The organism is Anaerocolumna jejuensis DSM 15929, from assembly GCF_900142215.1.
GTDB classification, from domain to species: Bacteria; Bacillota; Clostridia; order Lachnospirales; family Lachnospiraceae; genus Anaerocolumna; species Anaerocolumna jejuensis.
The window spans coordinates 133,585-146,232 of the sequence record NZ_FRAC01000008.1 but is presented as its reverse complement, the minus strand read 5'-3'; the positions used below and the strand labels follow the sequence as shown (position 1 = coordinate 146,232).

8 protein-coding genes are annotated in these 12,648 nt (G+C 42.9%); 7 read left to right on the top strand and 1 reads right to left on the bottom strand.

The annotated features are described in order from the left end of the window. Positions 1 to 119: 119 nt before the first annotated feature. The 5 genes from BUB77_RS06810 to BUB77_RS06790 all read left to right on the top strand — a co-directional run bounded on the left by BUB77_RS06810 (position 120) and on the right by BUB77_RS06790 (position 7,011). Positions 120 to 1,865, top strand: a complete 1,746-nt coding sequence (locus tag BUB77_RS06810) for a glycoside hydrolase family 35 protein (protein WP_073274567.1) — start codon at positions 120 to 122, stop codon at positions 1,863 to 1,865. 152 nt (positions 1,866 to 2,017) lie between these two features. Next, a complete protein-coding gene (locus BUB77_RS06805; protein WP_170866602.1) occupies positions 2,018 to 4,027 on the top strand; it encodes a beta-galactosidase in 2,010 nt (669 codons plus the stop codon). A gap of 926 nt (positions 4,028 to 4,953) precedes the next feature. Then, positions 4,954 to 5,304, top strand: a complete 351-nt coding sequence (locus BUB77_RS06800) for a hypothetical protein (protein ID WP_073274183.1) — start codon at positions 4,954 to 4,956, stop codon at positions 5,302 to 5,304. A gap of 235 nt (positions 5,305 to 5,539) precedes the next feature. Continuing rightward, a complete protein-coding gene (locus BUB77_RS06795) occupies positions 5,540 to 6,154 on the top strand; it encodes a cyclodeaminase/cyclohydrolase family protein (protein WP_073274182.1) in 615 nt (204 codons plus the stop codon). Further along, positions 6,154 to 7,011 (top strand): bifunctional 5,10-methylenetetrahydrofolate dehydrogenase/5,10-methenyltetrahydrofolate cyclohydrolase, encoded by an 858-nt coding sequence (locus tag BUB77_RS06790; RefSeq protein WP_073274180.1) that lies wholly within the window; start codon positions 6,154 to 6,156, stop codon positions 7,009 to 7,011. The genes BUB77_RS06795 and BUB77_RS06790 overlap by 1 nt, the downstream gene beginning before the upstream one ends. A 141-nt stretch (positions 7,012 to 7,152) precedes the next feature. Here BUB77_RS06790 and BUB77_RS06785 read toward each other — a convergent pair whose 3' ends face one another. After that, complete coding sequence (locus BUB77_RS06785; RefSeq protein WP_073274178.1) at positions 7,153 to 8,871, bottom strand: FAD-binding oxidoreductase; 1,719 nt, start codon at positions 8,869 to 8,871, stop codon at positions 7,153 to 7,155. A 307-nt stretch (positions 8,872 to 9,178) separates the two neighbouring features. On the opposite strand from BUB77_RS06785, the gene BUB77_RS06780 reads away from it, so the two are divergent. Then, positions 9,179 to 10,294, top strand: coding sequence for an ATP-binding protein (locus BUB77_RS06780; RefSeq protein WP_073274177.1), 1,116 nt, complete (start codon positions 9,179 to 9,181; stop codon positions 10,292 to 10,294). After that, positions 10,255 to 12,648, top strand: coding sequence for a DUF5682 family protein (locus BUB77_RS06775; protein WP_073274175.1), 2,394 nt, complete (start codon positions 10,255 to 10,257; stop codon positions 12,646 to 12,648). Before BUB77_RS06780 ends, BUB77_RS06775 begins: the two co-directional genes overlap by 40 nt.

Sequence of the window (12,648 nt, the reverse complement as noted above, 5' to 3'; positions counted from 1 at the left end):
TGACAAAATGTGCAGGACTGGTATCCCCGTTTTTTAATTATGATAAGGGAAAAATTCTTCCCGAAAATGACAAAATGAAATATAGGGGCAGTTATTATTTGCCCGGACAGGAGGAAAAGATGCATCAATTTGAAATTCGGGATGAGTTTTATCTGGACGGAAAAAAAACAAAGATTATCTCCGGCGGCATGCATTACTTCCGGATAGTACCGGAATACTGGCTTGACCGTTTGGAAAAATTGAAGAAACTGGGATGTAATACGGTTGAAACTTATATTCCATGGAATCTCCATGAAAAAGAAAAAGGACAATTTAGCTTTACAGGGATACTTGATATTGTACGTTATGTAAAAATTGCCCAGGAGCTGGGATTGATGGTAATACTCAGACCCTCGCCTTATATTTGCGGAGAGTGGGAGTTTGGGGGGCTTCCATACTGGCTTATGAAAGAGGAGGGCATGAGGATTCGCTGCATGTATCCGCCCTTTTTAAAGCATGTAAAGGAATATTTTGAAAAGCTGTTTGAGGTCATTGCTCCCTTGCAGATAACCCGTGGGGGTCCTGTTATAATGATGCAGGTGGAAAATGAATATGGTTATTATGGTGATGATGGGGCATACATGGAATATATCAAGCAGCTGATGATTGATAATGGCTGTGAGGTTCCCCTTGTTACCTCGGACGGTCCCTGGGGGGATGCGTTTGAATGCGGTAAGGTGGATGGTGCCCTGCAAACAGGAAATTTTGGCTCTAAAGGGAAAGAGCAGTTTGCCATAATAAGGAAAAAGATAGGCAATCAGCCGCTGATGTGCATGGAATTCTGGGTCGGCTGGTTTGATAACTGGGGGGTAGCGTGTCATCAGACCGGTGATTTGGAAGAGCATGTGAAAGACTTGGATGAAATCCTGTCGGAAGGCCATGTAAATATTTACATGTTTGAGGGAGGAACCAATTTTGGATTTACAAGCGGTGCCAATTATTATGATGAACTGACACCGGATGTAACTTCATATGACTACGATGCCTTATTGACAGAGGATGGAAGAATTACACCCAAATACGAAGCTTTTCAAAAAGTCATCAGCAAATATGCGGAAATTCCTGCTGTGGAACTGACAACGGAAATTAAACGGAAAGCTTATGGAACCTTGCAGGTAGTCAGAAAGACAGGCTTATTTGAGAATCTGCATAACCTTGCACATCCAAAAGAAAATTTGGTACCACAGTCAATGGAACGCCTGAACCAGGGTTATGGCTATATTCTGTACGAAAGTATACTGGAGAAGGAAGGGGATATTGAAAAAATCCGTCTGTGGGGTGCTAATGACAGAGCGAATATTTTTGTAGATAAGAAGCCGGTTCTTACACTGTATGACAGGGAACTCCTGTCAGAGCATGAATTTGAAAATTCCCTGGAAAAGGGTGAAGTACTGGATATTCTGGTGGAAAACATGGGACGTGTCAATTTTGGCCCGGCCTTGGAACACCAGAGAAAGGGAATCGACGGAGGAGTACAGATTAACGGGCATCAGCATTATTATTGGAAACAGTATTGTCTTCCCATGGAAGATCTAACGGGACTTGATTTTAAACTTTCACTGAAAGAGGGAGCTCCCGGGTTTTATGAATTTACTTTTGAAACGGATGAAATAGCAGATACGTTTCTGGATTTTTCAGGCTGGGGAAAAGGAATTGTACTGGTAAACGGCTTTCATATCGGACGATTCTGGGAAATTGGTCCCCAGAAACGGCTGTATATACCAGCACCGCTATTAATGAAAGGTAAAAATACTATTTTAATTTTTGAAACCGAAGGTAAACATACGGAAACCATAAGTCTTTGGGATGAACCGGACTTAGGTTAAAATTATGCATTTAAATTAAATAGAAATATACTGCCGCAGGTATTTCCGGTAGATATGGCGTTTGAGAAACCGTCAGGGTCTACCAGAGAAAAGGCAGGCAGATAATATATTGGGTCAATTTGTTCTAATAATAAGAGGATTGGAGAATGCAAATGAAGGTAAACTTTGAAAATTCTGTAACGCGGAATGCAGCCTTTATTTCATTAGGTACGGATAACTGTACAATTGTGTTGGGTGCCGGAGGAGGCGGTTTAACATTGCCTCAAATCAAGGGCTCCGGAAAGAGGTACCTTGCAGGTGATATTGAGGTGCTGGAAGAGCATTCTGCAGCAATGATGTTCCGGTGCTATTTACCGGGCGCTGAAAAGGAAAGGATATTTATGCGCTTTGGCCTGCTTCCGGGGTTCAAGACAAGGATATGCCTGGATCTTGACCTGCTGGATAACAGTACTATTTTCACCAATCGTACTCCGGGTACACTGAAACTGGTCATCCACGGCAAGCGTACGGATATTAATTCGGTGGACAGATTTGAACTGGGAATGGAAGAGACCTTTCATGATGTGAAAGTGCGGCTTGAGAATTTCTTCCTGACGGATGAAAGGCCGGAGGAATACCCCCTTCCGCAAAGAAAGCTGGTGGATGAGTTCGGGCAGTGGAAAGAGAAGGAATGGCCCGGAAAAATCCATTCCATGGAGGAATTGAAGACAAGGCTGAAAGGCTATGAGAAGAAAGCGGAATATCCTTTTCCGGAATGGAACCGGTGGGGCGGTGATGCCGGCAGAAAATTAAAAGAAGGTACCGGCTATTTTTCAACCTTCAAATCAGAGGATGGACGCTGGCATCTTGTGGACCCTGACGGCTGTGATTACTTTTCCCTGGGTCCCTGCGGGACTAATCCGGGAGACCATTGCCGTATTGACAGCTTTGAGCAGGTGTGTGACTGGCTTCCGGATGTAAATGACCCTGAATTTAAGGATTTGTATATGACGGGGACCATGCGCCGTGCAGCATATATGCCGCCGGACACCTATAAGATGCTTAGCTTTACGGCACTTAACCTGAAAAGAGTGTATGGTGAAAGCTGGAAGGAGAAATGGGAGGAGATTTCCCACAATATTCTGATGGGAAACGGAATCAATTCCCAGGGAAATTTTCCGGGACTGTGTGTGAATAATGGCAGGAGTAAGCTGCCTTATGTACGTGAGCTGCCGGGCTTTCCCACAACAAGCACTCTGATATTCAGGGATTTCCCCGATGTGCTTTCTCTGGAATACCATGAAAAATCGGAAAAATATGCGGAATATCTTTCACAGTGGAAAGAGGATGTATGGCTGATTGGCTATTTCCTGAGAAATGAGCCGGAATTTAACTTTGTTGAGGGGCTTGCTATTGCGGATGAGGTATTGCATAATCCCGAACAGACCTATTGCCGGCTTGGTTTAATCCGGTATCTGAAGGAGACCTACGGTTCAATCGAAGTCTTAAATAAAGCCTGGGCTTCTGCTTTTGAAAGCTTTGACGATTTCAGGAAACCCATAGACTGCTGCTCCGCGGATTATCCAAAGTCACAGCAGGATATCCGAAATTTTTCAAAATACCTGATTCGTGAATATATCAAAATTCCGTCTCTGGCATGCAGGGCGGCAGATAAAAACCATCTGAATCTGGGACTTCGCTGGTCAAAGGCCTATAATGCTGATATGATGGCAGGCTGGGAATACTTTGATGTTTTCTCCATTAACTGCTATGACTTTGACCCTTCCAGGGATATGAATTTTGTAATGAAAGCCGGTGTGGATTTACCTATATTACTGGGAGAATACCATTGCGGAGCTCTGGACCGGGGATTACCTGCTACGGGGCTTAAGGGTGTAAAAAATCAGGAGGAAAGGGGTGTCATGTGGAGGCATTTCGTGGAAAAAGCTGCCGCACATCCTTACGGGGTCGGCGCTCATTGGTTCCAGTACAACGACCAGTTCTGCCTGGGAAGATATGACGGGGAAAACTACCAGATCGGTATGGTGGATATCTGTATGCAGCCCTATAAGGAATTGATGGATGCCGCATATGAGACCTCAAAAATACTTTACAAGGTAAAGAACGGGGAAGCAGAACCCTATTCCAGACTGCCGGAATCCATACCCATGATTGGTTATTAGGAAATTCGCAGTAAACATGGATAATCCAACGTATAACAAAACAGTTCAAAAATTCATAGCATGAGCCAAAGGTTTATAATTGTTTTCAGTAATTTCAATTATGCCAAAACTATTGGTTTCATGCTATTTTTATAAAGCGGGAAAATATAAGGTCCATTGTCATTGGGTATTATGATGTTTTCTTAAAACGATATAAATGAGGACACTAAAAATAAATAGAGCCTGGCAAATGGAAACTATTAAATATATAATTTTACTATAGATAGAAACCCAGGAAGAATCAAAAAAATTCCTATAAACTATGTATAGGCTCATTAGACTTAAAATTAAAATAATACAGCTGGTGAGAAAAACAACCTTCCACACTTTTGCACTTTTCAATTTTTATTCACTCCATCCAAATTGATATAGTATATCCCAAGTAAGTAAAGTAATTAAGGTAAGAATAATTTTATTATATAAATTACTTATATAAAGTGTCAAATAGAATTTGGACACATGGAATATGGGGCAGAAGGTATGGGGATTTTGGAAGTAATAAACAGGGTTGTGAATCATTAATCAATTTCATGTTTATTGAATGTATATCTGGAGTACAAAAATAAACACAGCTCCATGAAACTAGCTTCGTTGCATTTTATACCCTATATATACATAGATAATAGCTGAGATTAAGTTATGATGCCAGAAACGAATATTACCCGAAAGAACTATTTTTTGAAAGGCTTTGATTACCGTCTCAGTGGTGCGGTAATCAAAGCCTTTCTTTTTTATGATGTATAATAATGAATATAGTGTAATTGTGTGGAGTTAATTAAAACCCATGTTATATAATTAAAATAAAGTTATTTCTTGTTACTGATTAGTTACATTATTCATTCGATAAAAATGTATTACCTTATATTAACATATGAATGGAGGAGCTCATGCATAATCAAGAAAATTCCGAAGAAGAAGTAATCCGTTTACTCAACTGGATTGATAAAAACCCATTGGAATGGGAAAGTATATTGGAACAAAGAGGGGTATCCTCAATTACTCCGCTGAAAACCATGGAGGACTGCGATACATTAACCTTCAGTGGATTATACTCTGTAATGATAACAATATTATTCAGTGAAGCGACTGACATTACCAAAAGAGTAATCCGTCGAATTGCCGCAAGGGCAATAATTCAGAAGATAGAAGAAGCAGGGGAATTGGATGCTTCCAAAGAAATCCTGAATCTTCTGAATGAGGAATGGGAAAGAATGGAACATGAAGCAAAGTTAAAGTAGAAATAATAGGTGACAGCAGTGATGCTATTATTCAGTTATTGGAGGCTTAGCTAAAAAATCCATTTTCTTTCTTTAATGCCATAAAAGTCTGTGGTAGAATAATATTATTAAAACGATTTAATACCCATATATTTTGCAAGTTTACTGCGGAAATTTCTATGCACTGAATTTTCAGACTTCCTGCAGTTGAGGACAATTGGCAGAATGGGCAAATTTTATATAACAAGAGGTAACTATGAAAAATACAATAAACGGATTTTTGGATGAATTATCCTCCCAGGCACCGACTCCTGGCGGAGGTGGGGCAAGTGCGTTGATAGGGGCTGTCAGTGCTGCGCTGTGCTCAATGGTGGCAAATTTAACGTCAGGCAAGAAAAAATATGCGGAATATCAGGATGATATTGATAAGGTGATAGAAAAGACCAAAATCTCTATAGGTAAGCTGTTACATTTGATTGAAAAGGATGGGCAAGTATTTGCTCCCCTGGCGGAGGCTTACCGTATTCCCAAAGACCAGCCTGACAGAGATAAAATATTGGAGGAAGCACTCATTGGCGCATGTTCGGTTCCGCTGGATATTATCAGAGAAGTAAGCGGCATTGTTGGCATTATCGAAGAATTGCAAAGCAAAGGTTCAAGAATGGCTCTAAGTGATGTTGGAGTGGCGGCTTCTGCCTGCCGGTCTGCTTTGGAAGGTGCTGCCATGAATGTTTATATTAATACAAAATTGATGAAAGACAGGGAATATGCGGCAAAGATAAATGCCGAAACAACCAGTCTTCTTGAGCAGTCCTGCAGCCGCTGTGAAAAAGTCTATTTGGAAATATTAAATGAATTGAGGTGTGTCTGATGATGGAATTGAGAGGACTGCCTGTTGCAAATTCCCTTACGGAAGCTTTCAAATTACGTATAAATCAATTAAAGCTGGGAGGAATTACACCAAAGCTTTCAGTTATCAGAATCGGTAATAATGAGGATGACATCTCCTATGAAAGGAGCATCATCAAAAAGTTTTCCTCCCTGGATGCGGTTGCCGAGGTAACCGGACTGCCTTACGATGTAAGACAGGAAACGATCGAGGCAGTAATAAAGAAAATGAACAATGATAATAATGTCCATGGAATCTTACTTTTCAGACCCTTTCCAGAGCATCTGTCATATGAAAAAATAAAGTCGGTTATCAATGGGGACAAGGATGTTGATTGCATGAGCCAGACCAATATGGCACGTTTGTTTTCCGGAGAGAAAAACGGATATCCGCCTTGTACGGCACAGGCAGTCATGGAAATTCTGGATTATTATAAAGTGGATTTAGCAGGAAAGAAAGCGGTAATCGTAGGAAGAAGCCTGGTAGTGGGCAAACCCCTGGGGATACTTTTGCTTGAAAAGAATGCCACTGTCACAATTTGTCACAGTAAAACAAAAAACCTGCCGGAGGAATGCCGGAGAGCTGATATTCTTATTGCCTGTGCAGGCTCTGCCAATATGATAACCAGAGAATTTACAAACCCATCCCAAATTGTTATTGATGTAGGCATCAATGTGGAAGAAGGCAGGCTTTGCGGTGATGTGAAGTACGATGATGTGGCGGATTATGTGCAGGCAATAACGCCGGTACCGGGAGGTGTAGGAACGGTTACAACAATAGAATTGCTGAAGCATACGATTATCAGTGCAGAAAGGTATAATGCAGTGGTAAGAATATAAAGAAAGTGTCAGGATTACCTTTATCCAAAGGGAGATCGTTACCCGGTGAATAAAGGAATATCCTGTTTTTTATATTTAATTTGATTCTGGTGATTAGCATATGGCACCAGAATCAATTTCGTAATAACTATAAATAAACAATCAAAAACTTCTATATTTTCTGCGTCGAGTAACATATCGGAAACCTCTTGGATTTCTTGAACTTCTTGTGTTTTGTTGATTTTCAGGTGTCAGTTTATTTTCAGTACCCAGTTGTTCTCCTAATCCCTGCTGATTTTCAGCCCCTTGTTGAGTTTCTGATTCCTGTTGATTTCCTGGCTTCAGTTTGTTTTCAGCCCCTTGTTGACTTCCTGATTCCTGCTGATTTTCAGCCTCTTGTTGATTCTCTGATCCTTGTTGTTTCTCTGTCTCCTTTTGTTTTTCTGCCTCCAGCAAATCCACTAATGAATCCCAAGGGATATCTTTCAGAGGATTTTGCGAGTTATTAACCGGTTCGAAGGGGCTATTGCCGCTGGGGAACAAGCCCTGCGGAAAGGTAAATACATTGTCAGGATCATATTTTAGCTTGATTTCTTCCAGGGGTCTTACGTGACCGCCAAAGTATTTCTTTTTATAACAATAAAGTCCGGAATATGGGAAATTTACATAGGAGCCGGTGGTCAGAGAATTGAACTCGGGATAACGGCAGGCTATCCAGTTCCTATTGTAGCAAGCATACCGGTCATCCTCCCAGATTGTTTCGAGCCATAGGATGTAACGGGCTTTTCTGTAAAAGAAAGCGGTATCATTGGTTCCTGTTTCGGACACTTTGCCTCCTAATGCATACAGGGATAAGCCGGTAAAGACAGAACCCGGTGCCGGTGCCTCAATCAAGCTGACCAACTGGGCTCTTTCACTGGGAACGAAATCCTGGAAGACGAAACCACTGACGGCCTGGAATTTCTCAAAAGGGGGATAAAAGCTTCCGATAATTGTAACCGCTTCCAGGAAGGTAACGTATTCAATGTTTTTTACTGCTTTGGGCAGAAGCAGGAAGGGTTCTAACATTTCTTTTGCTTCCGCTGGTTTTCCATAGAAAAATCCCCTTACAAGCATGGCGGGACCGTCCGCTTCCGTGTGATAGATTCTTGCTAATAAGGTCATTCGATTGTCGGCAGTGGCCTGCCAGTTCTGCCAGACCTTAAGAAACCTCTCCTGTATCAGGGAATCTACATGAAGATAGTCAATTTCAATTAAGGTAACATTTCTGGTTTTTTTAGGCAGCTGAAAGGTCATGGAAGTAATAACTCCAAAGTTGCCGCCGCCTGCGCCTCGGCAAGCCCAAAAGAGGTCTGAATTACAGCTTTTATTTGCTTTTAGTACAGTTCCCCGGTAATCTACCAGCTCAAATTCTTCAAGGCTGTCACACCCTAAACCCAGATAGCGGCAGGAAAGTCCCCAGCCTCCGCCGGAGGCATAACCGCTGACACCTACTGTCGGGCAGGTACCGCCTGGAAAAGGGTAGCCCTTTTGTGAAACAAAGTCATAAAGCAGCCTGTTCGTGACTCCTCCTTGAATATGAAGTAAATTTTTTTCTTCCTCTAATGTAATGCTATTCATTTCACTTAAATCAATTACCAGAACACGATTGCCGTTTGAATATCCTTCATAATTATGGCCTCCGCTTCGAACACGAAGGGGAAAGCTGTGGTTTACAGACCATAAGACTGCATTGCGTACATCCTGCTGGGACTGGCAGTAATTAATAATAAGAGGATAGTTCTGTACCGCATGATTCCAGCCCTGTCTGGCCAGGTTATAATCAGGGTCAGAGGGAATGACAATACGCCCTGTCAAGCCGCCAAGAAAATCTTCCTCCATTTAGATACCTTCTTTCCTTCATTTCTTTATGGACTCCTATAGGGTTTGATTAAAGACGGATTACTCCATTTTTCTACATCATATGCACGCCGGAATATGAACGTTACCCGGAATTCTGATAGCTTTTTTCATTTTTCAAGGATATTCAGGGCTGTTATCGGTCTATCGTACTATTCATGTTGCAGAAAAAAGTAGAAGCATATCCTGCAATCCTATGATATAATATGACAAATAATGCCTTTGGCATGAAAAGGATGTACAACCAAAGGAATACATAATTTCATGGAGAACAAAAGGAGATATCAGGATGAATTCAAAGGTGCAGATAAAGCCCCCGGTAGAAGTGGAATATGAAGAGGAACTGCGGGCTATACAGGCAAATGACACGGCGAGAAAGCCTTTAAACTGGCAGATGTCGCCTCAGGCAGTTAAGACCTTTATATTAGGAAGCAGGAACCCCATTGTTTTTGAGGGTAAGGAATACCATATTCAGAAAAAGTATTTGGGAAACGATGCCTTGGTGGAGCGCTGTATTGTGACGCTGGCCGGAAACCGCGGACTGATGCTGGTAGGAGAGCCCGGAACTGCAAAGACCATGCTGTCAGAGCTTTTATCGGCGGCTATCAGCGGGGTAAGCACCAATACCGTCCAGGGAACAGCGGGAACAACAGAGGATATGATTAAATACTCCTGGAATTATGCCCTGCTTTTAGCAAAAGGTCCGGTCAGGGAGGCATTGGTACCTTCTCCCCTGTATGTCGGTATGGAAAAGGGAATTATCACAAGGTTTGAGGAAATCACAAGAACACCGGCGGAAATACAGGACAGCTTAATCAGCGTCCTGAGTGACAAGGTGCTGAATGTGCCGGAGCTCAGGGAAGAGGGCTTTTTATTTGCCAGACAGGGTTTTAATGTGATCGGAACAGCCAACACCAGGGATAAAGGGGTCAATGAAATGAGCAGCGCCCTTAAGCGCAGGTTTAATTTTGAAACGGTATTCCCCATTAGGGAAGCGGCTTTGGAAAAACAAATCATAATCAATGAAGTAAATAAACTGGCAAAGGAAAGCAGCATAGAGAAAACAGCCGATGAAGATATCGCGGAATTACTGGCTTCCACCTATCATGAATTGCGTGAAGGGATTTCCAGTATGGGGCACCAGATAGATAGACCCGCTGCTGTTATGAGTACGGCAGAGGCAGTTTCCGTTTATTATCAGACCATGCTGACAGGTTATTATTACGGAGACGGAAGCCTTAGTACGGACTGTCTGGTACAGAACCTGCTGGGAGCCGTTGCCAAGGAAAACAGAGACGATATTGAAAAGATAAAGGGATATTTTAACACAGTTATCAGGGACAAAGGAAATAAAGAGGGCGGATTATGGATGAAGTACTACGAAGCGAGGAAATGGATCAGATAGAGGAAGTATTTGCGGAGGCTTTTTCCTATAACCGGCCGGCTGTGTATTTTCCCGTGAGACACCACAGCCCTGCCTGTGCCTGGCATTTAAAAAAAGTCATTGAGGAATACAGGCCGGACTGCATTTTAGTGGAAGGGCCCATAAGCGCAAATGAGCTCCTTGCGGTTATGACCCATGAGGACACCAGGGCACCCATTGCCATTTATTATTCCTACCGGGATGCAAAGGGCTATATCAGTGAAGAAAAGGAAGATTATAAATGCTACTATCCTTTTTTGGATTGCTCTCCTGAGCTGGTTTCGGTCAGAGAAGGGGTTAAAAGAGGAATCAAGGCAGAGTTTATTGACCTTCCTTACAGTGAGATACTAATAGCCTCCGAAATTGGCAGGGGACTATTAAAAAAAGAAGAAAAAAGCAACTATAATGATGATTATCTGCTATCAAAGAATAAGTACATCGAAGAGCTGGTAGCAAAAGCAGGTCTTAGGAGCTTTGACGAATTATGGGAGAAATACTTTGAGATTGAAGGAATGCAGGAGAGTACGGAGCAGTTTGTAAAGCATATGCTGGCTTACTGCATTCTATCCAGGCATCATTCAGGCGAGGCAGACCTGGAAGCAGAAGGGTGCCTGAGCAGGGAAGCTTTTATGGCACAAAAGATTCGGGAGAAGGAAAAGGATTTCCATAAAATCCTGGTCGTAACAGGAGGCTTTCATACCCCGGCCCTGGTAAAGCTTTGCAGGGATAAAACCGTGCCCTTAAAAGAATATCCCCTTCATGCTATGGAGAAGGAGGCGGAGGGAACTTATCTGATGTCTTATTCCATGGAAGCCTGTGACAGTCTCAACGGCTATGCCAGCGGTATGCCCTATCCGGGATATTACCAGGATATATACGAGGAAGCAGAAAAGAATAATCTCAGGGCCTTTGAAGATACGGCCTTAAAATACCTTGTAGCAACCGGGGGAGCAATGCGTAAGAAGGAAGGGGGCCTGTCTTCCTATGATGAGATTTGTGCCTATTCTATGCTTACGGGCCTGGCATCCCTTCGGGGAAAAGGGGCACCGGGTGTCTATGAACTTTTTGACAGTATTCTGGCCTGCTTTGTAAAGGGTGAGTATGGCCCTTCAACCGAATTGCCTCTTCGTATCCTGAAGGAGAAGCTGACAGGGAACGGTATAGGCAGTCTGTGTAAAAATGCCAGTATTCCGCCCATTGTGCAGGACTTTGAAGAAAGGTGCAGGCAGTTTCGGTTGAATATCCGCTCGACTCTGTCCAATGAAGTAACTCTTGAGATATTTTCGTCAAAAAGGCACCGTGACATCAGCAAATTTTTTTACCAGACAGAATTTCTGAATACGGCATTTGCGCACAAAGTAAAAGGACCCAATCTTCGGACTAAAAAGGATAAGAATCTGATTCGGGAGATATGGAAATATAAATGGAGCAGTCAGGTCGTGGCGGCTCTTATTGACGTATCCGTATCCGGAGCCAGTATGACAGAGGCCTGTGCAGCCATCGCTTTAAAGCGTATGAAGGAGGAAATGAACAGCAGGGAAGGAACCCTGCTGCTGACGCAGATGTATGAAATGGGGATGAAAGAGCAGCTCCCTGGAATTATGTACCGGATGGAAACGATTCTTCGCAGGGATGAGGATTTCTTTTCTCTGGTGGAGGCCCTGTCCGGGCTGATTATGCTGGAGGAGCAGAACCGGCTGTATCAGACAGATTTAGAGCTGTCAGATCTTATCGGCACTGCCTGTGAAAAAATCATCTTCCTCCTTCCCCTTATGGCCGGACTGAAGGAAGAGGATGTGCCTTCCACCATGACGGCGTTACAGAGCCTCTATCAATTGATGCAAAGGCAGGAATACCAGGATAAAGCAGAACTATTTTACGAAGCTCTGGAAAAATTGCTGCAGGTACAGATACAGGCAGGACTGGAGGGCTGTATCAGGGGAATTCTCTATGGCAGCGGAAGGAGTGGGGTTTCGGAAATTGAACAGGTCTGCTATGGCTATATGGCAGGTACCCATGACAAGCTGCTGTCGGGGGCAAAGCTGTTCCGGGGACTCTTCTTTACTGCAAGGGATTTGGTATTTGTGGGAGATTCCTTTATTGGAATGATGGATACCTTTCTGGAAAAGCTGTCGGAAGAAGATTTTATGGGAATCCTGCCGGAGCTTCGCATGGCCTTTGGCTATTTTACACCAAGAGAAATTGATGAGATTGCAAGGAAGGCAGCAGAGCATCATGGAATTAAGGGAAAGGAGCTGTTATCCTTACGGGAAATCTCCCCTCTGATTTATAAATACGGCAAAGACCTTAACGATAAGGTATTAAATAGAATGTAG